The sequence below is a fragment of the Argonema galeatum A003/A1 genome, from assembly GCF_023333595.1.
GTDB lineage: Bacteria > Cyanobacteriota > Cyanobacteriia > Cyanobacteriales > Aerosakkonemataceae > Argonema > Argonema galeatum.
The window spans coordinates 75,191-97,840 of the sequence record NZ_JAIQZM010000027.1 but is presented as its reverse complement, the minus strand read 5'-3'; the positions used below and the strand labels follow the sequence as shown (position 1 = coordinate 97,840).

Sequence of the window (22,650 nt, the reverse complement as noted above, 5' to 3'; positions counted from 1 at the left end):
CCCGATCGATCCCAACCCTTACGTAGCACCACAGATCTATTAGGTATACTGCTAATAACTTTGCCATTAATAGTGCTGCGGTCGCGCACATTGATCTGGCCATCATCGGGAGTCATCACCATCATAAACCGGGCTGTGCAACGTTGAGAAACTAGATATTCATTCGGGTTATACTGGGTTAGTTTATGGTTAATTTGTGTAGCCGTGGTAGACTTTACACTGATTAAAGATAGGGACAATAAGGTGAATAATGTTAAAGGTTTTCTCCACTTTCCCAATGTCGCCATAATAAACTCTCCTACTTCCATAAAAGCTTAGCTAACTGATTGATATTATGACTGATTTAGATAATGTTGTCATCCAAGATTTACAATACTTTACTAATAAAAAATAGCCATATTTTTCGGAGAATTGTCACAGCCTACAGCTATGGCGATCGCAGTCGTGCCAAATAGCGGTAAAATGTAACAGTCGTACACTGTGGCGGACTGTGATCGAGCGTTATACATTGCCGGAAATGGGCAATCTGTGGACAGAAACCTATAAACTCAAAACCTGGCTGCAAGTTGAAATAGCAGTTTGCGAAGCGCAAGCTGAACTTGGCTATACTCCAGCTGAGGCTGTTGAGGAAATCAAGGCAAAGGCTAATTTTGACCCCAAGCGGGTGCTGGAAATTGAAGCGGAAGTCCGCCACGACATGATCGCCTTCTTGACAAATGTCAATGAATATGTAGGCGATGCGGGGCGCTACATTCACTTGGGTTTAACCAGTTCCGATGTGCTGGATACCGCTTTGGCGCTGCAAATGGTAGCCAGCATCGATGTATTGTTGGAACGGGTGGAAGATTTCATTCAAGCGATTCGCTACCAAGCGCAGCAGCATCGCAACACGGTGATGATCGGCAGAAGTCACGGAATTCACGCGGAACCGATTACTTTTGGGTTTAAACTAGCTGGTTGGTTGGCGGAAATGCACCGAAATCGCGATCGCTTAGTCAATCTTCGCCGCAGTGTGGCGGTGGGGAAAATATCGGGTGCGGTGGGAACTTATGCTAACGTGGAACCGCGAGTAGAAGCGATCGCCTGTCAAAAACTCGGACTGGAACCCGATACCGCATCAACTCAGGTGATATCGCGCGATCGCCATGCCGAATTTGTGCAAGTATTAGCACTATTAGCCGCATCGATCGAACGTTTCGCCGTCGAAATTCGCAACTTGCAACGCACAGATGTTCTCGAAGTAGAAGAATTCTTCGCCAAAGGACAAAAAGGCTCCTCAGCAATGCCGCACAAACGCAACCCCATTCGATCGGAAAGATTAACAGGAATGGCAAGAGTTGTGAGGGGTAATGCAGTTGCAGCTTTAGAAAATGTAGCACTTTGGCATGAGAGAGATATTTCTCACAGTTCCGTCGAACGGATGATTTTGCCAGACTGTTGCACCCTAACGCATTTTATGTTATCAGAAATCACCGATTTGGTGAAACATCTGTTAGTTTATCCCGAAAATATGGCGCGAAATATGAACGTTTATGGCGGCGTAGTGTTCAGCCAAAGGGTGATGCTAACCTTGGTAGAAAAAGGTTTGGGGCGAGAAGAAGCTTATGCGATCGTCCAATCTTTAGCTCATCAAGCTTGGAATAAACCGGAAGGAGATTTTCATGCTTTGATTGGAAAAGACGATCGGGTTACCAAACTGTTATCTTCAGAAGAAATAGAGCAGTGTTTCGATCCGCAACATCATCTCAAACATTTGGATGAGATTTACCAACGGTTGAGCATCTAACATTAAATCCGTAGGGTGCGTTAAAGTAGTGTAATGCACCCTACGAAAATTTTGCGTTAACAAGGTAATATAAGTCCAATGGCATAGTTTGTTAATTTTCTGGCCCTGTTTTTTTTGCTATCCTTAGACCAGTGCTACGGGACACTATATCATTCTCTCTCCTGTTCGGGTGCGGTGATAAAAAGTTGCTAGGGAACAGTTGTCCCCTTTGTCCCCCGCCACCCTTGCTTCCCAGCGATCGGTATCATTGTACAAGAGGAATGGTCTTAAATTTTATGGGACTATCTTTAAATTCGCTCAAAATATCGCAAAAGCTATGGCTGAGCGTGCTATCTTTTTCTATACCGATACTGATGCTGTTGTATTTCACAGTTTCTGGGATTAACGATGATATAAATTTCGCTCGGTTAGAAATCTTTGGAAATAGATTTTTAGCACCTTTAACCGAACTTTTAGCATTAGTTCCAAAACAGCAGCGGTTGGTGGTGATTACAGGGGGTGAAAATCCTCCCTTTATAGATAATTTAACAACAATAAAAACTCTGATTGAAAATAACCTTGAAACCCTTGAAAAAGAAACAGAAGCTGTAGGAACGCCACTTAAAATTACTCCTTCACAGCTAAAAGAAGCCGGTAGGGAAAAATTATTGCCTGCAACAATAACAGAACAGTGGCAGAGATTGCAAAGCAGTCAGACGATGCAACAGTATAGCGATCTGACACAAGCTATAAGTGGATTAATTAGCAGAGTTGGGGATACCTCAAATTTGATTTTAGATCCAGATCTGGATTCATATTATTTGATGGATGTTATTCTTTTGGCTATTCCACAGGCTCAACAACGAGTAGGAGAGATTTTATTGTACAGCCAAGGATTAACTTCGCAGAACCAACTTGCAAATCAAGAAAAAATCAAGTTAGAAGTTTATGCTTCATTGCTGCAAAACGCTGATTTAGCACGGATTGTACAAGGAATTTCTACTTCTATACAGGAAGATAAGAATTTCTATGGCGAGCTTCCCTCTCTGCAAAATATACCACCAGTTCTTAAGTATTATGAAGCTGCTGTCAAGAAGTTTAGCGAAAGTTTGATCCAGCTGGCCAGAATTGGTAGTATAGATATCCTCAACGAAAGTTTTTTTCAACAGGGAGAAGAAGTAGTTAGCAAAGGTTCCCAACTGTGGACGGTTACGAGAACGGAACTGGATAACCTGATTGAGCGACGTATTCAGGATTTTGAAAATAAGCGGTTAATTTATCTGGGATCGAGTTTAATTGCTCTGGGTATTTCGATTTTTTTAGTTTTCCAAATAGCGCGGGAAATTACTGTTCGTATTTCCCAGGCTGGAGCTATTACTAAAGATGTTGCTCAAGGCGATTTAACAATTAATGTCCGCATCGATTCTCAGGATGAAATAGGACAGTTATTGTCTGCTATTAAATACATGATTAAAAACTTGAATTCTTTGATTAAACAAACGCAAGAATCGGGAATTCAGGTTTCCGCCTCAGCTACAGAATTGTTGGCGACTGCGAAACAACAAGAGGTGGTAGTAACGAACCAGGCGGAATTGATTATTGAGGTGATGAAATCCACTCAGGAAATTTCGCAACTAATTGAAAACCTGGTACAGCAAATTCGTCAAGTTGCTTCCACGTCACAAGGAACGGCTAAATTTGCCAAAAATAGTCAGTCAGATATAATCCAGATGAAAGAAACTATGCAAGACATGGAAAAGGCTTCAAAAAATATTTCTAGGAAGCTGCAAACCATCGATGAAAGAACGAAAAATGTTGCAGTCGTACTGACTACCATTACCAAAGTAGCAGAGCAAACAAATTTATTATCTTTAAATGCTGCGATCGAAGCAGAAAAAGCTGGTGAAGCTGGACGAGGGTTCGCTGTTGTTGCTAGAGAAATTCGCCGATTAGCTGACCAAACTGCTGTTGCTTCTTTAGATATTGAACGGATAATTCATGATATGCAATTAGCGGTTTTAGAAGGTGTGATGGAAATGAATAACTTTATCCCACAATTCTATTATGGTGCTGACAAAATTAGTAAAATTAGCTCCCAGCTTGGTAAAATTATTCAGCAGGTACAAGCTTTATCACCCCAAGCGCAAACAATCAGTAGTTCGATGGTAAATCTGGGTCAAGGAATGGCGGAAATAAAAGATTCTTTGAGTCAGACATATCTAGCAATTGAAGACCTTAACAAAGCGGCAATTAGCTTGCGAGATAGGGTTTCCAAATTTAAAGTGAATGCTTGAAGTAAATCTAAAATTGATATTACCTAACTTGAATAGTAAAACCGTATTCGTATCCAGCAGCATTGGAATCAAATTGCAGGGTATAGTCTCCCGAAAGCGGTAGGCGTCCCGTCCACTGAGTTCGATCGACATCCGTATAAGGATCTCCAGCCAAAATTTTGCGATCGGGAGCAATAATAGTTGGGAATGGGCCTTTATTGCCATATTAGCTCTGGTACAAACCTCTGGCTGTAAAGTTTTTGGTGTAGCAACCTGTGAGTGAGGCGTTACACTAGCAACCGATGAGTCTGTGGGTTGTGGGGTTTCGGGTCGATCTGCTGCGATCGCACTTACCACTGGTTGTTGTGTTTGCGGTAAAGTGAGAGTTGGTTGTGTTGTGGCGTTCCCGCAGCGTCTTGCGTACCAACCCGCGACGCGATCGTTCCCAAAGTGACACCAAGCGTCGCCGCCAGAGTAGTCGCGCCTGCAACAATTAAAACCAGTGTTTTAGAGGAATTATTCATACCTATACAGCATAACTGCTCAGAAACCATTTTACTAAATACTTAGATTTGTTGGAAAATCCAGACATTTTTTGCGTAACCTCTATATCTTTAGCGAAATTTCCATTACTAAGCTGAGACAATGAATTATTCCAGGCGAAGTGTTCGGAATCGCAATAAATTACTAAAAACCGTGAACAGCGAAGTAAAAGCACGGCAGTCACAATCATTACACAATGCCGTGCGGATTATCTTGCTCAAAGAAACAGAACCCGAACAAGTGCAACGCCTTTGGGATGTGGAGGTAAAAATCGGCAGGAATCCCGTTTTCCAACTACCTTCCCAAACAAGTATAGCTCAAATCTTCGAGCAGACAGGTGGCAAGTTGATGATTTTGGGAACGCAGGGTTCTGGTAAAACTACAACCCTGCTGGAACTTGCCAACGAATTAATTACTTCTGCGGAAAATGACATCAGCAAACCAATCCCTGTTTTGTTCGATATTTCATCTTGGCAAGAAGACAAGCAAACTATTGCCGATTGGTTGATATCTGAACTACAGTCGAAATATAATATCGCCGTCAAAATTGGCAACCAGTGGATTAATGAGCAACAACTGCTACCACTACTGGATGGACTGGATGAACTGGAATTAACGCGACGACAACTATGCCTTCAAGGTATTAATCAACTACTTGAGGGAGAAAATAAACTGAAGCATATTGTTGTTTGCACTAGCCTAGAAGAGTACAAAAGCTGCCATACCAAGTTGCGTTTGCATGGAGCAATTTATTTGCGATCGCTCACAGAAACTCAGATTAAGGAATATTTGATGAGTTCGAGAAGCCGAGAATTATGGGAAAACATCAAAAACGAGCCGCCCTTATTAGAATTGGCAAAAACGCCGCTACTTTTAAATATGATGACCTTAGCGTATGAGGAAATTTTAATTCATGCTTGGAAACGCATCGCTGACAAAAAAGAACGTCGCGAGTATTTGTTAAATGCCTATATTCGTCGGATGCTGACGCTGCAAATTACCAGCCGATATTATCGTAAAAATAAGGAACCACGTCCAGAACAAAGTCGTCATTGGTTGGTGTGGTTGGCGAAAAGAATGAATGAGTCAAATCAGAAGTGGGTTATTATTGAAAAAATACAGCATAATTGGTTACAGACTCCCTCTCAGAAACGGTTATATCATATTGGTGTTGTGCTGACTTTGGGCGGGATTGCTGGAATCAAACATTTCATTCTATTTCGGATTCTTTGGCAAAATGGCTATATTCCCCGGAATTATGCCCGTTTTCTCAACTATGCTACAGAACGGCTGTTTTTGCAACGAGTGGATGGGCAATATCAGTTTGTTCATCAACTCTTGCAAAAACACTTAGCCGAAATGTGATGGGATTGGAGAATTTTATATTTTAGATTTAAAAAAGCAATCTGCCATCTAAAATTAGCAATTTCCAAGTCCTAATATCTAAGTGTTTTGGCCAAATTAGTACAAATTGAATTAAGGGATAAAATAAAATGGCTGACAATGACTTTTCTTTTGATGATATTCTGACCAGAATTAGCGAAGCCTACAAAGATGCTGAGACGAAAGTTGGTCAATGCAATGTTTTGGTGATAGGCAAAACAGGTGTAGGTAAAAGTACGCTAATTAATGCTGTTTTTCGCGATCGCCTAGCGGAAACAGGCGTTGGTAGACCAGTTACTCAAGGCATTCGCCAATATACCAAACAGGATTGTCCCATCACTGTATATGATACTCCCGGTCTTGAACTTAATGCCGAACAAATACATCGGGTTAAGCTAGAAGTTGCCGAACTAATTGAAGATAAAATTATCTTAGCTGCCCAAGAACATATTCATGTTGTTTGGTACTGCATCAACCATGAGGCAAATAGAATTGAGGAGATAGAAGAAGAATGGATTAAGGATATCGACATCAAAGAAGTGCCAGTTATTCTAATCTTAACTCAAGCGATATCGATAGACGAAGAAGATGGTAGCGATTTCCTAATTTCATTGGAAAAAAGGAATCTCCCAGTCAGCTATATCATCCCAGTCTTATCGGAACCGAAACGAGTTGGTAGATATACTGTGGAAACATACGGTTTAAAGCGTTTAGTAGAAGCAACTTTTGAACTACTCCCGGAAGTTGCCAAAAAAGCATTTGTGAAAGAACAGATTGCTAGCCTTAATCTCAAATCAGATGAAGCATTCAAATATGTCACTGGTTATGTAGCTTCTTCCGCTATTATCGGTGCTTCGCCAATTCCGTTTTCCGATGCTTTCCTGCTAGTGCCAATACAAACTACAATGCTGGCACACATCACGGCGATTTTTGGATTGCCTTTTGACAAAGCATTTATCGGTGCTATATTATCTGCGAGCATCGGTGCAGGGGGGATGGCGGCTGCTGGCAGATTTATTGTGACTAATTTAATCAAGCTGATACCGGGTGCAGGTACACTTGTAGGAGGTGCGATCGCAGCATCAACTGCCGCAACTCTAACACTAGCACTCGGTCTATCATACATTGAGTTGCTCAAAAGATATATGAAAGCTCAAATCAACGGAGAAACAATATCTCTGCCCAATTTAACGAGAATGTTCGCGGAATTGTACAAAGATTATATACAGACAGGACGGACAACACCAGAAGATGACGACTGGCATCCCCGCGAAATCGATATCGATTAGGTTGCGATCGCCAGTTTTGGGACATGGGAACAGGACTGCGATCGGTAGCTTAAAATTTGGGTAGAAGTCCTAGCAGATGCAGTTTTCAATCGCAAGCAGAACCCAATAGACATCTCCTTTCAAAGAATGTAGAGACGTTGCATGCAACGTCTCTACGAGGGTTACAGGTAACGCACCTTTAATTTCTGGAGAGGTCTAATGAACTGGAAAATTGAGCAAGCCCAACAGCAGTTATCCCAACTGATCGGGGATGCTATTGAAGAGCCTCAACTGATTTATAATCAAGATCGACTCGTCGCTGCGGTGGTAGAGCCAGAACTATTCCAAGAATTCCTAGAATGGAAACACCAACATCATAAACGATCCCTAGCCGATAGCTTTGCCGAATTGCATCAGATCTGTGTAGAGGAAGACTACACTCTGGAAGTTCCTCCTCGCCAAGATCGGTTCAATCCATCGATCGATTAGCGCCGTGAGCTTTTTGTGTGACACCAATATTATCAGCGAACTGATTCGCCCCCAACCCAATCCAGGGATTAGGTTCCCATAAGCGGTAAAATGATTCAATCAAACTATTGAATCGAGGCTGTGCCTCCTCAGTGTTGAGATAAAACTACTGAATGTAAAATTTCAAGATGCCCAAGACTTACACCGTCGAAATTCAGCACCAAGCTAATACCTACACCCTGCAAGTACCAGAAGATGAAAAGATTCTTCGCATCGCCGAAGCAGCCGGAATAAACTTGCCGAATTCCTGCAATGCGGGGGTTTGTACCACTTGTGCGGCTAAAATTATAGAAGGAAAAGTGGATCAAACTGATGGGATGGGCGTCAGTAGAGAACTTCAGGAAAAAGGCTATGTTTTGCTCTGCATAGCTTGTCCGCGCTCCGACTTGAAGATTGAAACTGAGAAAGAAGACGAACTATATTACCTGCAATTTGGACAATACCAGAAGTAATCAACCAATGACAACACACTTTATCACAGCAGAAATTGACCTCCAAGAGTCCCCAGCTAAGCTGCATCAGGAAATTGAAGCCGAGTTGCAAAAACGTGGCGAACCCCTGCGTTGGGCTATTACTGGTGTCGATGTTGACCAACAAAAAGCCCACGTTGAAGCAGTGGTAACGGTAGCTTCCGAACAACCCAAAATCTAAAATCCAACATTGGTTGAGCGTCTTTACACGGTTGTATTAATTGTGCCGACAGGAATTGGGGCGGCGATCGGAGGCTATGCGGGGGATGCGTTGCCTGTGGCTCGTGCGATCGCATCCTGTTGCGATCGCCTCATCACCCACCCCAACGTCCTCAATGGTGCCAGTTTATACTGGCCTTTACCTAACTCCTTCTACGTCGAAGGCTATGGACTTGACAAATTTGCCGCCGGATGTTGGGGATTGCGCCCGGTTCATCAAAATAGAATTGGTTTAATACTCGATCGCGCGATCGAACCAGATTTGCGGTGGCGACACCTGCAAGCAGCTGACGCCGCTAGAGCCACCCTGGGATTAAATCTTACCGACTATGTAGTGACAGATGCCCCGTTGGGGGTGGAATTGCGGACATCCGCATCCGGTGCATCTTGGGGTACTATTCAAAATCCCGATAGCTTATTAAGAGCAGCAGAGGTTTTGATAACTCAAGCAAGGGCAAATGCGATCGCAGTCGTAGCCCGTTTCCCCGAAGATATAGAAAGCGAAGCCGCAGAAAACTATCGACAGGGCAAAGGCGTTGACCCCGTAGCCGGTGCCGAAGCCATCATCAGCCACCTAATCGTCAGAACATTTCAAATACCCTGCGCCCACGCCCCCGCCTGCTCCCCACCTCCCCTCTCTCCTCACCTATCCCCCCGCTCAGCCGCCGAAGAATTGGGCTACACCTTCCTACCCTGCGTCCTCGTTGGCTTAAGTCACGCCCCCCAGTTCGTCACCCCTGCGGGAAGTCAAAAGTCAAAAGTCAAAAGTCAAAAATCTCCCAATCATCAATCACCAAATGATATCTGGGCTGACCAAGTAGACGCCCTCATCGTACCCGCAACGGCTTGCGGCGGCAGTGCCATACTCAGTCTTAGCCAGCTGCCCGTACAAATTATCGCCGTCGAAGAAAATCAAACCCAGATGCAAGTTCCTCCAGAGCAGGTAGGGATCGAAGCATTACGGGTACACTCATATTTAGAGGCACTGGGCGCATTGGTAGCCCATCGAGCAGGTATTAGTCCATCCGCTCTCAGTCCAGACCTCTCCCCCATACGTAGCCTCCCAAAGAACTGGTGACAGATCCTCTACCTAACGATCCCGAATTTGAATCGCTGACACGCCCTCAACTTTTAGTCGCGATGGGCGTTACAGCAATCTTGTTGTTGGTGGTAGCCAAGCTATGGCTACAATTTGGCGCAGTCTCAATCCTGGGCGTCAAATGGACGAACTCAGCTTTACCCTTGGGATTGGCTCAAGGTTTGGGAATTACAGCCGCTAGTTCCCTCGTTTATCGCCTTTGGCCCGCCTACCGCAAAAGCGCCGATATGTACCTGGCATTGGTGCTAAAACCCTTACTGTGGCCCGACTTGATCTGGCTGGCACTCCTGCCGGGATTGAGTGAAGAATTATTGTTTCGCGGTGTAATGCTGCCTGCGTTGGGCTTGGATATCCCCGCATTAGTCGTAAGCAGTCTCTGCTTTGGCATCTTGCATCTTAGCGGTTTGGAACAGTGGCCTTATGTGATTTGGGCAACCGTCGTCGGTTTGGTGCTGGGATATAGCGCCCTTGCCACAGGCAATCTGTTAGTCCCAATAGTCGCTCACATCGTCACGAATCTGGTTTCTAGTTGTCTTTGGAAGCTGGATAGCCGTAACAACGGCGGCGGTTCGCAGCGCTCTTTCAAAACCTAACAGACCGAAATTTACGTATAGCAAAGTGCAAAGTGCTGAGTGCTGAGTGCTGAGTGCTGAGTACAAACACAGTCCCGGCCTTGCTTTGAGAGCTTGTAGGGGCTCCGCAAACGGGAGTGAAAATCTAGGGAGAGAGCGATAGATTTTCACTCCCGTTTGCGGAGCCCCTACTAGGATTACCGAATCGGTGTTCTAGCCCCTAGCCCCTAGCTTGGTTATTCAGAATTGGTAAAAATAAAAAAACGCCCAAAACTTGAGGGCGTCGATCATCAGGGTGCATCTACATCTATTACTATAACCCCTACTGAGGGGTGTCACCCCTCATACCCCTATTTTGTAATAAAACTTTACAATTATCTCAGGGAAGGTCGGAACGCAGTCTATTTGCCAAAGTTTAAGACGGAAATGCGATCGCACAACCACATTAAGAGCAGCTAGTCAAATTATTGTTATAGCTAGAGAGGGAAAAGCAGAGAGGAGCCTCTTCTTACCCTAGCCCCTAGCCCCTAGTCCCTAGTCCCTAGCTATATATGGTTTACTGCCTCAATCCGGATTGCCAGAAACCCACCAGCAACCCAGAGGGAACAAAATTTTGTCAAAATTGCGGCTCCAAATTGCTGTTAAGCGGACGCTACCGTGCTATAAAGCTGATCGGTGAAGGTGGCTTTGGCAGAACCTTCTTGGCGGTGGATGAATACAAACCCTCCAAACGGCGCTGCGTAATCAAACAGTTTTTTTACCAAGGCGCAGCTGCCCAAACAGCGGCAACACTATTTGAACAAGAAGCCGTGCGGCTGGATGATTTGGGGGCGCATCCCCAGATTCCCGAACTTTTCGCCCATTTTGAAGCGGATAAGCGCCAATATTTGGTGCAACAGTTTATCGATGGGCAAAACTTAGCCCAAGCACTGGAAGCAGAAGGCCCATTGAGCGAAACGCAGATTCGAGACTTGCTGAACAATTTATTGCCGCTACTTGACTTCATCCACTCTCACAACGTTATTCACCGCGACATCAAGCCAGAAAACATCATTCGCAGATCTCCAGGAGTTGGGGGAGATGAGTTAGTTTTGGTTGATTTTGGGGCTGCTAAATTCGTGACGACAACAGCATTTGCCAGAACCGGAACCAAGATTGGTACTGCTGAGTATTCAGCACCAGAACAAGCGATGGGCAAAGCTGAGTTTGCTAGCGATCTCTACAGTTTAGGCGTTACCAGCATCCATCTGCTAAGTCAAATGCACCCATTTGACTTATTTAGTATCAGCGAAGATGCTTGGGTGTGGCGGGATTACTTGAGGAGTCCGTTGCAGGATGAGAATTTAGGTAAAGTGCTGGATAAAATGCTGGAAAGGGCAACCAACCGACGCTATCGTTCAGCCCAAGAAATACTCGAAGAGTTAAATCCTCAACCTAAACCAGCAAGGAATTTGAGTACGAATATTCCTTTGGGAAATCTCTACGGAACTGGAAATACTTCATCACCAATTAAGAGTTACCAATTACCCGTTACCAATTACCCATCGCCCATCACTTCTGTGCAATCTTCTGCACTAGCTAAAACTTGGAGATGCTCTAGCAGCCTCACCGGCCATTCTAACTGGGTTTGGTCGGTTGCCTTCAGTCCCGATGGCAAGACTCTTGCTAGCGGCAGTCGCGACAAAACTATCAAGCTTTGGGAATTGGGCACTGGGAAGCAAATCCGCACCCTCTGGGGACATTCTAATTGGGTTTGGTCGGTGGCATTTAGCCCAGATGGCAAAACTCTTGTCAGCGGCAGTGGAGACAAAACGCTGAAGATTTGGCAGATACCCAGCGGCAAAATTATCCGCACTCTCACAGGTCATTCTGGCCCCATTTATTCGATCGCAGTCAGCCCCGATGGACAGACAATCGCCAGCGGTAGCGGCGACAAAACGATCAGGATTTGGCAAATAGACAGCAGCGAAGCCATCTACACCCTCGCCCGTCATCTATTCTGGGTTCGTTGCATCGCCATCAGTCCCGATGGACAGATTCTCGCCAGTGGCGGTTTGGACAACAATATCCATTTGTGGCACATAAACACTGGAAAATGGAGCCGCACCTTTATGGGGCATTCCAATTGGGTGCGTTTCATCGCTTTTAGCCCGGATGGCAAAATTCTTGCCAGTGCTAGTTATGATAAAACTATCAAGGTTTGGGATTTGGCTACTGGGAAAGAAATTTATACTCTGACGGGACATACAGACTTGATTAGTTGTATTGCAATTAGTCCCGATGGACAGATTCTAGCTAGTAGCGGTCGGGATAAAACTATCAAGTTTTGGCAGTTGAGTAATGGTCAGGAAATCTCTAGCATCAACGATCGATCGGACGCGGTTAGTTGTATTGCCTTCAGTCCCGATGGGCAGACTTTAGTCACCGGCAATTTGGACAAAAGCATCAAGATTTGGCGGTGCGATTAAGCGATCGATCGCTTTGTGAGTTTTTGGCTATGACGATCGCTCTGCCTGAACTTTGGCTAGAGGCGAAGCCCTTTGGCAAATATTACAATAATATTAAGATTTTGTTAAATATTCGCAATTTCCAACAATATCATGTTAATCTAGCAAAAATATTGACTATCCCAAAGCAGTCAAAAATCCCCTGCCAATTGAAATCGCAGCCACACAAAACCACGCTGTCTTGGCAGCCACAAGTCCGCGTAGGCGGACTTCGTTTGTATAGCCGCGACTTTAGTCGTTAGGCTTCTTCAACCAAAAAAACTGAGAAAAATGATAAAAACGTCTGACAAATTTAGAATTAATTCTCCTAAAGTAGTACATGAAATCATTGATGGAGAAGTGGTAATTGTCAACCTTGATAAGGGAGATTATTACAGTTTGGTGAAAGCAGGAGCCGATATTTGGGAAGGGTTAACCAGAGGTATTTCCAAAGCGGATATGCTGGAAGATATGGTTCAGCGCTACGACACCAGTCGCGAAAATATTGAAAACGCCATCAATGATTTGATTGAAAAATTACAGTTAGAAGAACTGATTATCATCGAACAAACAGAAGAGTCGAAATCCTCAAATACAACAAACAAACCAATCGAAACTAAAGCTAATACAGAAAAGCTTAGCTTTGAAACTCCAAACTTACAAAAATACACGGATATGGAAGAATTGCTGGCTTTAGATCCCATCCATGAAGTTGATGAAATGGGTTGGCCGAATGCTAAGCAGGATCTCTGATTAGATTAGAAGCGATTGAAAGGTAATGATTACAAACGAGTTGGAAAATTCCGAAAAACAAAGCAAAACAGAACAACAAGATCCTCTAGCTTTTTTCGCTCGCGTCTATGAACTATACGAAAAAGCTGAAGCTGCGTCTGGGACTGCTGTTGAGCGTTTTTATTGTATAGGCGGGTTGAAAATCCGGTTGCGTTTTGCTGGTGTCGCCTTAATTCCATACATGACTCCCGCTTTATCACACCTAGCGACAGAACCCTTTTCAGATCCAGCACTGACAGTTTGTTTGTGGGATAGCACCTCGACAAATACCGTCATGCCACCTCCACCTTGGCAGAGAAATCACCATCATCCCAAGCGCGGAGAAATTCACGGTTACAATACCGATCGCATTCACACCAGTTTCCAATGGGGCGCATTTGCGCTTAGTATGTTAGATAGCGATCGCAATCTAGGAATTTATTGGGTTGAAACAACCGAACAAATTCCTTACTGGGAAACAGGTTCACCGCTGCGGACAATTTTTAACGTCTGGATGAATAAGCGGGGAATCCAGCTAGTTCATGCTGGTGCTGTCGGACTCCCATCTGGCGGCGTGTTGCTAGTCGGAAAAGGAGGTTCTGGTAAATCTACCACCGCTTTAACTTGCCTGAATTCAGAGCTTTTTTATGCCAGCGACGATTACAGTCTCATCGCCTGCGAACCAACGCCGACGGTGTTTAGCATCTACAACACTGGCAAAAAAAATGCCGATGATGTGAACAGATTACCGTTTTTGGCGGCGGCTATCAGTAATCGCGATCGCCTTTCAGAGGAAAAAGCACTTTATTTCATCAACCAACATTTCCCCGAAAAAATATTGACAAATTTCCCCATCCGTGCTGTTTTAGTTCCTCGCATTACTGGAAAAACAGATACCTCCTTAACAGCTACATCTGCCGTCGCCGCTTTAACTTCACTAGCACCGAGTACGATGATACAATTACCGGGTGCTGGTAAAGAAGCTTGCCAGATTATGATGCAAGTTTTGAAACAAGTTCCTTCTTATTATCTAGAACTCGGTACTGATTTAAACCAAATTCCTCAAGTGATTTTCAATCTCATTACAAAGCAATAACCAATGGACGATAAGCAATTATTCATTAGCGTTATTATCCCAGTTTACAACGGGGAAAAATATCTAGCCGAAGCAATTCAAAATATCAAAAATCAGGATTATAAACCATTAGAAATCATTGTAATTGATGATGGATCGACCGATGGAACACCTGAAGTCGCGGCGGAATTTAAGGACTGTATCCGTTATGTTTATCAGCAAAATAGCGGGCCAGCAGCGGCTCGCAATCACGGGATAAGGATAGCCAATGGTGATGTAATTGCCTTCTTAGATGTTGACGATCTATGGTCGGATGATAAACTGAAACTGCAAGCAGATTACTTAGCAAATAATCCCTCAGTAGAAATTGTACAAGGATTAATCCAACAGATGAAATTATCGGAACCGACAGCGAACAATCAACCCATATTTGAACCTGCTTACAAACCTTACAGCTATATTAATCTAGGGAGCGCAATTTATCGAAAATCAGTTTTTGATAAAATTGGTTTTTTTGACGAAACGCTCAACTATGCCGAAGATGTAGATTGGTTTATCCGAGCGTGGGAAAATGGCATTTCAAAGCTTGTATTGGAACGAGTAAGCCTGTTTTATCGCAAGCACAAAGATAATATGACATCTGGTAAAAATTTAGTTGAGCTTGGGTTTGTAAGAATTTTCAAAAAACATTTAGATCGGTGCCGAAAGCGAGGAGATTCTCAAATTATTTCTTTATTAGATATGCCAATTAATGAGTACCTTGGCACTTCTCCTGAAATACCCAAAATAGTGTAACAATTGGAGAAAATAATATGATGGAAAATTCACCTCTTGTAAGTGTAATTATTGCGGTCAAAAATGGCGAACGTTACTTGGCTAGAGCAATTGAAAGCGTTCTAGCTCAGACTTATGAAAATTATGAAATTATTGTGGTTGATGGTCAATCTATAGATAACACCGAAAAAATTGCTAAATCTTTTCAGCAGGTTCGCTACGTCCGCCAAACTGGTGAGGGAATTGCAGATGCTTATAATCAAGGAATTGATGCGTCTAGAGGAGAATTTATTGCCTTTCTTTCCCATGACGATACCTGGACAACTAACAAATTAAGCAGTCAGGTAAATTATCTAATTCAGCATCCAGAAATTCAATACACAGTTGCCAAAGTCAAGTTTTTTTTAGAGGAGGGACATTCCATACCACCCGGATTTAGACCAGAGTTACTCTCAGGCGATAGTGTTGGTTGTATTATGGAAACTCTCGTAGTGCGAAAACCCTTATTTGCAGCGATTGGCAAGTTAAATCCTGAATTTATAGTAGCTGAGGATGTTGATTGGTTTTGTCGTGCTAAAGATAATAATGTGACAATGGCTGTCATGCCTGAAGTGTTGCTTCACAAGCACATTCATAACACCAATCTTTCATTAAATTCATCTGTTAATAACCAGAATTTGCTGAAGATTATGAGACAATCAATTGAACGTAAACGTAATCAAAAATTGGAGCAGAAATAAGGATGATCGATTCTTCTTTAGTCAGCGTCATTATTCCAGTATACAATTGCGAAAAGTATCTAGCTGAAGCGATCGAAAGCGTGCTAGCTCAAACCTATCAGCCACTGGAAATCATTGTCGTAGACGATGGTTCAACCGATTGCAGCGCAGAGGTAGCCAAGCGCTTTAGCTCATCAGTGCGATACTATTTCCAATCCCAAAGCGGTGCTGGTGCTGCCCGTAATTATGGAACTGATTCAGCCCAAGGAAATTTCTTCGCTTTTCTCGATGCAGATGACCTTTGGGTTAAGGATAAATTGACTCGTCAAATGCAGGTTTTTGAAAGCGAACCAGACGTTGATATGGTATTTGGACACATTCAACAGTTTCACAGTCCCGAATTAGATGAAAGCGTCAAGAATAAAATCTACTGTCCCGCTGAATTAATGGCAGGATATCACCCCGGAACCATGCTGATTAAACGGGATGCTTTTTTCCGTGTAGGTCAATTTGAAACTCACTTGCAAATGGGAGAATTTATCAGTTGGTATGCACGTGCAACCGATCTGGGATTGCGTGTTAGAATGTTAGCAGAACTGCTGATGTGGCGGCGTCTGCACGAAACCAATCTGAGCATTCGTCAGCGTCAGTCGCGTACTGATTATGTGCGCCTTATTAAAGCTTCACTCGACCGACGCCGCGCCAATAATCAGTCTATTTAGATGATTAAATATGAACTTAAAAACTCGGTTAAAAGCTGCCTTAAAATCCTTCATAAATCCGGTAACAACTCCAAAGTTAGTACCTCCAAAACCACTGCCAGAGCCTTCCGTAGTTATAGATAATCAGCTTTTCGCAGGAAAAAATGTTCTGATAACCGGAGCCGGAAGAAATATTGGCAGGAGTATTGCCCTTGAGATGGCTAAACAAGGCGCAAACATTTTCTTTACTGACGCACTTCAGGAGCGATGTACAAACTTATAAAAAGAACTAAATAGCTATCAGGTTAAGTCAAGAGGATTTTTGTCAGATATATCAAATGTTGAGAACAATAATTATTTACATAGTTGGTTAGTAGATAATCACATAAACATTGATATACTTGTTAACAATGTGGGGATTCAATTTGAGACAATAAAAATAAAAAACCTTGATTTAGGAGAATGGCAGAAGACATTTAATACCAATGTTTTTGGGCCAATGTACCTCACAAAACTAATCTCCCAAATGATGGTAACTAATAACGTTCATGGCTCTATTATATTTATCACTTCTATCCATCAATGGGAAATTGCACGCTGGCCGAGTTACAGTTCCTCAAAAGCCGCATTAGGAATGATTATTAAAGAACTGGCTGTAGAATTAGCATCCTTTGGCATCAGAGTTAACGGAATTGCTCCGGGTTGGGTTGCAGAAGATGAGCAAGGAAATCCATTCAGTCACGAGTATACGCCCCTGAATAAAAGTTCTATCAATCCTTGTTATATCGGCAGAGCAGCTGTTTATCTAGCTTCAGATTATTTTTCCGGGTTTACTACTGGAAGCGTCATTAAAATTGATGGGGGATTATCATTATTTAATTCTCGTGTATTTCAGCAGCCACCTCAATAAAAAAGCACTGTTTATTTGGATAAAATATAATGTTGCGTATCACAAAATGGGTCAATAGACAGATAAAACAACTAGGTTCGACTTTTCCAAAAAAATTAGCATCGGGTCGATTAGATGCAAAATCTCAAACATTTAAAAATCTCTTTCCTAAGAAAGTAAAGATCGATCGCGTGGCTACCGGATTTCAGTTTACTGAAGGCCCAATTTGGTTTGCCGAAGAAAAGTATCTCCTATTTAGCGATATTCCTGCTAACAAAATTTTCAAACTGACTACTGATGGTAGGTTAACCATCTTCAGACAACCTAGTAATAATTCCAACGGTTTGACTAGAGATAAACAGGGACGAATGATTGCTTGCGAACACGGTACGCGCCGAGTTACCCGCACCGAAACAGACGGTTCAATTACCATCTTAGTCGATAAATTTCAAGGCAAAAACCTGAATAGTCCCAATGATGTTGTCGTCAAAAGCAACGGCGCTATTTATTTTACCGACCCTCCTTATGGCATTAAACCCGAACAGCAAGAACAACCAATCCAAGGAGTTTACCGCCTTGACCCTGATGGCAACCAAATTATTATCGTAGCCGATGATTTTGATAAACCGAATGGTCTGGCATTTTCACCTGATGAAAAAAAGCTTTATATCGATGATTCAGAACGCCGTCATATCCGAGTTTTCGATGTTAAAATGGATGGCACTCTTGCTAATGGTCGCATCTTTTACGATATGAACGTTAAGAAACCCGGTTCACCTGATGGGATGAAAGTAGATGTGCAGGGACACATCTACTGTACGGGTGCAGGAGGCGTGTGGGTGTTCGATCGAGAAGGCAATCATCTAGGAACAATTGTGACTCCCGAACAACCAGCAAATTGTGCTTGGGGAGATGAAGATTTGCAGAGTCTTTATATCACTGCTCAAACTTCGGTATACAAAATTAGAGTAAACATTCCCGGCATTAGCCTTGCTTAATACAGCGACCTCAGAAACCGGGTTTCTATGTACCTCACTCACCTGAAAAGCGCTATAAATAATATCATGTCCGCTAGTATCGATTGTCTAAAAAAACGCTCTCTTATCTGCGTTTATCTGCGTTTATCTGTCTTCATCTGCGGTAAAAATTTAACCCCCGATGACAACAGACAATTTCTCGTATCACTCTGACACTAAAGATGCAACCGGACACGATATAACGCTTCTATCCCTGCACCCGATTTTTTATTCCCAGATAAGAGAGGTATGTCAAACGACGACCGTAATTGATTTTATCCTGCAAACGTTCCCTTACTCCAAAAGGGAAGAAAAATAATTTTTGCATTTTTTCGCTCATACTTCCAGAACTATAAAAAAGCCATTGACGTAGTTTGGCCGCAAGTAGTTTTATCAACAGATCTCCTTGCAATCTTTGTTTTATTTCTGCTGAAAGTTTGGCATCCAGGAGATCCTTTGCTAAAATAAGACTAACTAACAACATTCGTTCGCTACCTAAAGTTTTAGCTTGCTTTATGATTCGTCCCCAATCCAACTGTTGATGAGAGCGAATTAATTCAGCAATGTCGCATATTTGAGATAGCTTTTGCTCCTGTTCCCAAGAGTCTTTCGCTATCTGCATTGCGAGGATAATCAGCAAATCTTCGGTACAAAGGGTAGTGACTGTTGTGCCAACAAGAGATACAGGCTCCAGGCGTTGCCACAAACCGTCAAAATCGAGTAAAAGAGGGAAGTATTTCGGTGCGATTCTCTTGTGGAGGTCTACATTAACTTTGGTTTTATTATTGATCAAACTTTCTTCCCACTCAAATTTTGAGTCTGGGTGATATCCTTGAGAAATCAGCAGTTCTTTTGCTCTGGAAAAGTCCTGCTGCTGAACCAAGATATCCAAATCACCGAACTGCCTGAGCGACAGGTTGCCATACATGGCAGCAGTCAGCGCGGCTCCTTTGTAGGGGATAGCGGGAATCTGGTGCGTTTGAAACAAATTTAGGAGTTTCAGCAGTTCCTTTGTCAGGGACATATTGCGTAGGGCGTTGGCGCGGTAATCGTTGCGAAGCCGATCGAATATTGGTTGGGGAACTGCTTCTGGGCAAATGGTGGAAAGACTGTGGTACAAAAGTGGCTTTGTCGCGTGCTGGGATGCTATTTCTATTAGATATGTCCAGTCGATGTTTCCTTGGAGTAGGGTTTTGATTCGCTCTGCCATTGCCGTGTCTATGCTAGTTCTGGCACAACATAGAAGTAGCTCAATTTCTGGGCGCGATTCTTTAGCGTTGATTTCCTTATCCGTTACCTTTTGAATCATTTACACACCTTATGAATTCTAAAAACGATCGAAAATTTGAGTGGGTTACTTCCGAGCAGGAATTGCTTTTGCGATCGGCCCTCAAGCAAGGAAAAGATGCGACTGATGCTTGGCAGCAATGGAAAAGAACTGTCGATATTGAGGATCTCGATCCAGAATCTTATCGGTTGCTGCCATTACTGTATCGCAATTTATCTGTTCATGGCGTGTCAGATTCCCACATGGTAAGACTCAAGGGTGTATACCGCCGTAGATGGTATGAAAATCAACTCTTAGTTTCTAAAATTACATCACTTCTGCGTTCTTTTCAGGATGCTGGCATCGAGATACTAATTTTAAAAGATGTCGCTTTGCTTTTACATTATTACCAAGATGATGGACTCCATGCCATAGATAGTTTTGATGTTTTTGTGCGTTGGGCAGATGGAGATGCAGCGCTCGGTTTATTGAATAAGTTGGGCTGGATGCTAAAAGAAAAAGTGCCAGATAAAGTTTTATCTAGCTTGTCTGTTATTACCTTTGTAGATGAGTCTGGCAAAATACTTAATCTCTACAGGCATATATACTGGTATCCTTGGCAAGAGAATACTGATTTGGGAGAAGGGCCGATCGCAACCCAAATAAAAGATTTATCAACTTATGTCTTAAACCCAACTTATCAGTTATTGCAGCTTTGTCACCAGGGAACGATATGGCATTTAGTTCCACCAATTCGTTTGGTGGCTGATGGTATGACAATTATTAACTCATTTACCGATTCAATAGATTGGGATGTCCTGGTGGCAGATGCGGAAAAGTATCGATTTATTTTGTCGTTAAAAAAGATGATAACGATATTATCTGAAGTACTATTAGCACCTATTCCGGGAGCAATTATAGAAAAGGTTCGAGATTTGAAACCTTCAGCTTTTGAGCAAATGGAGTATCAAGTAAGCGCTGGAGAACCGCTGCCTGTCATAAAAACTTTCATCATCAGATATTCTCAATATTTGAAATCAGTTCAAAGCACAGGTTCGACATTTAAGATTATGGGTTTTCCCAGGTATTTACAAGATGTCTGGGGTTTGGACAATTTATGGTCAGTTCCATTTCAAGTTACTGTTAAAGGTATGAAAAGGATACGAAACGATATTTTCAAGTAAACTTAGCCTCTGGAAGGACTGATGGACGAAAATCTTTCTATAATTACAATACCTTCGCCATTTCTTTGTAGGTTGGGTTTCGTACCTCAACCCAACCTACAAACCTAGCATAGATCTTGTTCTCCCGCTGTCAGCCCGCCCGGAGGTTTAAACCTCCGGGCTAATAGCTAAAGTCCACGCTTTGTGGACTGAATACTAACTCAAGTTGCTAGTTAGTTCCATTTGCTCTTGTTTCCTCGCTCCCAGGCTCAGTTTGGGAGCGAGGAAACAAGAGCTTAACTTAGTGGCATTTCACTTCGCTCCCTAAATCAAATATTCTCAAACACAAAAATTCCTTTTCGTCAAGTATATAAAACAAATATTGCAGATGGAAAACGGATCTAAAAGTTACTGGATTCTGATACAATCTTGATGATTTTAGATACCATTTTGCTGAATAAAGCAAATAAGCTCAGTAGATAGTTATAAATTCTTGATTTGGCATTCCCAAAAATGAAACGGCGAAAGTTTTTTAGCTCTTCTGCGATCGGTGCAGTCAGCGTCACAGCACTTGGTGCCTGTACCAAGGCAACTACAACTTCCGGTACAACCAGCGCCCTACCAAGCATCAGATGGCGGATGGCTACCAGCTGGCCTAAATCGCTCGAAACTATTTACGGAGGCGCTGACACCGTTTGCAAGCGCATCAGGGAAATGACAAACGGGCGTTTTACCATTACGCCTTTCGCTGCGGGTGAGATTGTCCCCGGACTACAGGTTCTAGACGCCGTACAAGCGGGAACGATCGAATGCGGTCACACCGCGAGTTACTACTACATTGGCAAAAATCCCGCCCTGGGTTTCGCCACAACAGTACCTTTCGGTCTCTCCGCCCAGCAGCAGAACGCTTGGCTATATCATGGCGGCGGTTTGGAGGCTATCCAGAAAATTTACTCCAACTTCAACGTGATTAACTTTCCTGCTGGTAACACAGGCGTGCAGATGGGCGGTTGGTTCAAGCGAGAAATCAAATCCCTTGCCGATTTGAAGGGATTGAAGATGCGTATTCCCGGATTGGGCGGTGAAGTGATGGCGCGTCTGGGGGTGAACGTTCAGGTGCTACCGGGGGGCGAGATTTATCTGGCACTTGACCGGGGAGCGATCGATGCCGCAGAATGGGTAGGCCCTTACGATGATGAAAAGTTGGGCTTAAACAAAGCGGCACAGTTTTACTACTACCCAGGTTGGTGGGAACCGGGGCCAACCTTGGAGGTGATGGTTAACAAAACGGCATGGGCTCGCTTGCCCAAAGAATATCAGGAAATCTTCAAAACCGCTGCTTATGAAGCCAACATCAATATGTTGGCGCAGTACGAAGCCTTAAATGGGGCAGCCCTGGGACGCCTGATTGCTGGTGGTACGAAGTTAACACCTTACAGCAAAGAGATCATGGAAGCAGCCAAGATCGCTGCTTTCGACCTGTATGAGGAGAATGCTGCTAAGGACGCTACATTCAAGCAAGTTTACGAACAATGGAAAACTTTTCGATCGCAAATCTACAAGTGGAATGCGATTAACGAATTCAGCTTTGCCAATTTTGCTCTAGCCAGCAATTCTAAGTAGTTTCGATCGGTAGGGGTGGATTAAAAGCCCCTACAGAGTCGGTACT

23 protein-coding genes and 1 pseudogene are annotated in these 22,650 nt (G+C 43.3%); 20 read left to right on the top strand and 4 right to left on the bottom strand.

Annotated elements, in window-relative coordinates; genetic code table 11:
• Nucleotides 1-308 (bottom strand): hypothetical protein (locus LAY41_RS23680; protein ID WP_249103474.1); only part of this gene is annotated, 308 nt, incomplete at its 3' end.
• Between the two features lie 182 nt (nucleotides 309-490).
• Here LAY41_RS23680 and purB point away from each other — a divergent pair.
• Together purB and LAY41_RS23670 are read left to right on the top strand one after the other, a co-directional pair.
• Complete coding sequence (gene purB, locus LAY41_RS23675; RefSeq protein ID WP_249103472.1) at nucleotides 491-1,786, top strand: adenylosuccinate lyase; 1,296 nt, start codon at nucleotides 491-493, stop codon at nucleotides 1,784-1,786.
• A 275-nt stretch (nucleotides 1,787-2,061) separates the two neighbouring features.
• On the top strand, nucleotides 2,062-4,059 hold the full coding sequence (locus LAY41_RS23670) for a methyl-accepting chemotaxis protein (protein WP_249103471.1): 1,998 nt from the start codon (nucleotides 2,062-2,064) through the stop codon (nucleotides 4,057-4,059).
• Between the two features lie 19 nt (nucleotides 4,060-4,078).
• On the opposite strand, the gene LAY41_RS32400 is transcribed toward LAY41_RS23670, so the two are convergent.
• Together LAY41_RS32400 and LAY41_RS23665 are read right to left on the bottom strand one after the other, a co-directional pair.
• Nucleotides 4,079-4,213, bottom strand: coding sequence for a hypothetical protein (locus LAY41_RS32400; protein ID WP_275974357.1), 135 nt, complete (start codon nucleotides 4,211-4,213; stop codon nucleotides 4,079-4,081).
• A gap of 175 nt (nucleotides 4,214-4,388) precedes the next feature.
• On the bottom strand, nucleotides 4,389-4,562 hold the full coding sequence (locus LAY41_RS23665) for a hypothetical protein (protein WP_249103470.1): 174 nt from the start codon (nucleotides 4,560-4,562) through the stop codon (nucleotides 4,389-4,391).
• Nucleotides 4,563-4,734: 172 nt separating this feature from the next.
• Here LAY41_RS23665 and LAY41_RS23660 point away from each other — a divergent pair, with 172 nt between their 5' ends.
• The 16 genes and pseudogenes from LAY41_RS23660 (at nucleotide 4,735) to LAY41_RS23585 (ending at nucleotide 18,533) form a co-directional block, all read left to right on the top strand.
• Nucleotides 4,735-5,946: an NACHT domain-containing protein gene (locus LAY41_RS23660; protein WP_249103469.1), complete on the top strand. Its 1,212-nt coding sequence runs from the start codon at nucleotides 4,735-4,737 to the stop codon at nucleotides 5,944-5,946.
• Between the two features lie 128 nt (nucleotides 5,947-6,074).
• A complete protein-coding gene (locus LAY41_RS23655; RefSeq protein ID WP_249103468.1) occupies nucleotides 6,075-7,253 on the top strand; it encodes a YcjF family protein in 1,179 nt (392 codons plus the stop codon).
• 198 nt (nucleotides 7,254-7,451) lie between these two features.
• Nucleotides 7,452-7,721: a prevent-host-death protein gene (locus tag LAY41_RS23650; protein WP_249103467.1), complete on the top strand. Its 270-nt coding sequence runs from the start codon at nucleotides 7,452-7,454 to the stop codon at nucleotides 7,719-7,721.
• Nucleotides 7,722-7,888: 167 nt separating this feature from the next.
• Nucleotides 7,889-8,212, top strand: a complete 324-nt coding sequence (locus LAY41_RS23645) for a 2Fe-2S iron-sulfur cluster-binding protein (protein ID WP_249103466.1) — start codon at nucleotides 7,889-7,891, stop codon at nucleotides 8,210-8,212.
• Nucleotides 8,213-8,219: 7 nt separating this feature from the next.
• Entirely contained in the window at nucleotides 8,220-8,411 is a 192-nt protein-coding gene (locus LAY41_RS23640; protein ID WP_249065949.1) for a hypothetical protein, read from the top strand.
• 9 nt (nucleotides 8,412-8,420) lie between these two features.
• On the top strand, nucleotides 8,421-9,527 hold the full coding sequence (locus tag LAY41_RS23635; RefSeq protein ID WP_249103465.1) for a DUF3326 domain-containing protein: 1,107 nt from the start codon (nucleotides 8,421-8,423) through the stop codon (nucleotides 9,525-9,527).
• Nucleotides 9,524-10,141 (top strand): CPBP family intramembrane glutamic endopeptidase, encoded by a 618-nt coding sequence (locus LAY41_RS23630; protein ID WP_249103464.1) that lies wholly within the window; start codon nucleotides 9,524-9,526, stop codon nucleotides 10,139-10,141. The genes LAY41_RS23635 and LAY41_RS23630 overlap by 4 nt, the downstream gene beginning before the upstream one ends.
• 530 nt (nucleotides 10,142-10,671) lie before the next feature.
• A complete protein-coding gene (locus LAY41_RS23625; protein WP_249103462.1) occupies nucleotides 10,672-12,588 on the top strand; it encodes a serine/threonine-protein kinase in 1,917 nt (638 codons plus the stop codon).
• Nucleotides 12,573-12,869: a hypothetical protein gene (locus tag LAY41_RS23620; RefSeq protein ID WP_249103460.1), complete on the top strand. Its 297-nt coding sequence runs from the start codon at nucleotides 12,573-12,575 to the stop codon at nucleotides 12,867-12,869. Before LAY41_RS23625 ends, LAY41_RS23620 begins: the two co-directional genes overlap by 16 nt.
• Nucleotides 12,870-12,897: 28 nt before the next feature.
• Entirely contained in the window at nucleotides 12,898-13,359 is a 462-nt protein-coding gene (locus LAY41_RS23615) for a PqqD family protein (protein WP_249103458.1), read from the top strand.
• Between the two features lie 25 nt (nucleotides 13,360-13,384).
• The gene (locus LAY41_RS23610) at nucleotides 13,385-14,473 is read left to right on the top strand and encodes a serine kinase (protein ID WP_249103457.1); all 1,089 of its coding nucleotides are present in this window, start codon (nucleotides 13,385-13,387) and stop codon (nucleotides 14,471-14,473) included.
• 3 nt (nucleotides 14,474-14,476) lie between these two features.
• Complete coding sequence (locus LAY41_RS23605) at nucleotides 14,477-15,247, top strand: glycosyltransferase family 2 protein (protein WP_249103456.1); 771 nt, start codon at nucleotides 14,477-14,479, stop codon at nucleotides 15,245-15,247.
• A gap of 17 nt (nucleotides 15,248-15,264) precedes the next feature.
• Nucleotides 15,265-15,966, top strand: a complete 702-nt coding sequence (locus tag LAY41_RS23600) for a glycosyltransferase (RefSeq protein ID WP_249103455.1) — start codon at nucleotides 15,265-15,267, stop codon at nucleotides 15,964-15,966.
• Nucleotides 15,967-15,968: 2 nt separating this feature from the next.
• On the top strand, nucleotides 15,969-16,667 hold the full coding sequence (locus tag LAY41_RS23595; RefSeq protein ID WP_275974355.1) for a glycosyltransferase family 2 protein: 699 nt from the start codon (nucleotides 15,969-15,971) through the stop codon (nucleotides 16,665-16,667).
• A gap of 10 nt (nucleotides 16,668-16,677) precedes the next feature.
• Nucleotides 16,678-17,556, top strand: a pseudogene (locus LAY41_RS23590) (SDR family NAD(P)-dependent oxidoreductase).
• 29 nt (nucleotides 17,557-17,585) lie between these two features.
• A complete protein-coding gene (locus LAY41_RS23585; protein ID WP_249103454.1) occupies nucleotides 17,586-18,533 on the top strand; it encodes an SMP-30/gluconolactonase/LRE family protein in 948 nt (315 codons plus the stop codon).
• Between the two features lie 226 nt (nucleotides 18,534-18,759).
• Here LAY41_RS23585 and LAY41_RS23580 read toward each other — a convergent pair whose 3' ends face one another.
• Nucleotides 18,760-19,860, bottom strand: coding sequence for a nucleotidyltransferase domain-containing protein (locus tag LAY41_RS23580; protein WP_249103453.1), 1,101 nt, complete (start codon nucleotides 19,858-19,860; stop codon nucleotides 18,760-18,762).
• Nucleotides 19,861-19,871: 11 nt separating this feature from the next.
• Between LAY41_RS23580 and LAY41_RS23575 the strand changes: the two genes are divergently transcribed.
• Nucleotides 19,872-21,002 (top strand): nucleotidyltransferase family protein, encoded by a 1,131-nt coding sequence (locus tag LAY41_RS23575; protein ID WP_249103452.1) that lies wholly within the window; start codon nucleotides 19,872-19,874, stop codon nucleotides 21,000-21,002.
• A gap of 492 nt (nucleotides 21,003-21,494) precedes the next feature.
• The gene (locus LAY41_RS23570) at nucleotides 21,495-22,604 is read left to right on the top strand and encodes a TRAP transporter substrate-binding protein (RefSeq protein ID WP_249103451.1); all 1,110 of its coding nucleotides are present in this window, start codon (nucleotides 21,495-21,497) and stop codon (nucleotides 22,602-22,604) included.
• Nucleotides 22,605-22,650 lie beyond the last annotated feature (46 nt).

Bases quoted from the DNA above. Each gene is read 5' to 3' on its own strand.
- LAY41_RS23670 (WP_249103471.1), top strand. From the start codon at position 2,062: ATGGGACTATCTTTAAATTCGCTCAAAATATCGCAAAAGCTATGGCTG.
- LAY41_RS23665 (WP_249103470.1), bottom strand. From the start codon at position 4,562: ATGAATAATTCCTCTAAAACACTGGTTTTAATTGTTGCAGGCGCGACT.
- LAY41_RS23655 (WP_249103468.1), top strand. From the start codon at position 6,075: ATGGCTGACAATGACTTTTCTTTTGATGATATTCTGACCAGAATTAGC.
- LAY41_RS23650 (WP_249103467.1), top strand. From the start codon at position 7,452: ATGAACTGGAAAATTGAGCAAGCCCAACAGCAGTTATCCCAACTGATC.
- LAY41_RS23645 (WP_249103466.1), top strand. From the start codon at position 7,889: ATGCCCAAGACTTACACCGTCGAAATTCAGCACCAAGCTAATACCTAC.
- LAY41_RS23640 (WP_249065949.1), top strand. From the start codon at position 8,220: ATGACAACACACTTTATCACAGCAGAAATTGACCTCCAAGAGTCCCCA.
- LAY41_RS23625 (WP_249103462.1), top strand. From the start codon at position 10,672: ATGGTTTACTGCCTCAATCCGGATTGCCAGAAACCCACCAGCAACCCA.
- LAY41_RS23615 (WP_249103458.1), top strand. From the start codon at position 12,898: ATGATAAAAACGTCTGACAAATTTAGAATTAATTCTCCTAAAGTAGTA.
- LAY41_RS23610 (WP_249103457.1), top strand. From the start codon at position 13,385: ATGATTACAAACGAGTTGGAAAATTCCGAAAAACAAAGCAAAACAGAA.
- LAY41_RS23605 (WP_249103456.1), top strand. From the start codon at position 14,477: ATGGACGATAAGCAATTATTCATTAGCGTTATTATCCCAGTTTACAAC.
- LAY41_RS23600 (WP_249103455.1), top strand. From the start codon at position 15,265: ATGATGGAAAATTCACCTCTTGTAAGTGTAATTATTGCGGTCAAAAAT.
- LAY41_RS23595 (WP_275974355.1), top strand. From the start codon at position 15,969: ATGATCGATTCTTCTTTAGTCAGCGTCATTATTCCAGTATACAATTGC.
- LAY41_RS23585 (WP_249103454.1), top strand. From the start codon at position 17,586: ATGTTGCGTATCACAAAATGGGTCAATAGACAGATAAAACAACTAGGT.
- LAY41_RS23580 (WP_249103453.1), bottom strand. From the start codon at position 19,860: ATGATTCAAAAGGTAACGGATAAGGAAATCAACGCTAAAGAATCGCGC.
- LAY41_RS23575 (WP_249103452.1), top strand. From the start codon at position 19,872: ATGAATTCTAAAAACGATCGAAAATTTGAGTGGGTTACTTCCGAGCAG.
- LAY41_RS23570 (WP_249103451.1), top strand. From the start codon at position 21,495: ATGAAACGGCGAAAGTTTTTTAGCTCTTCTGCGATCGGTGCAGTCAGC.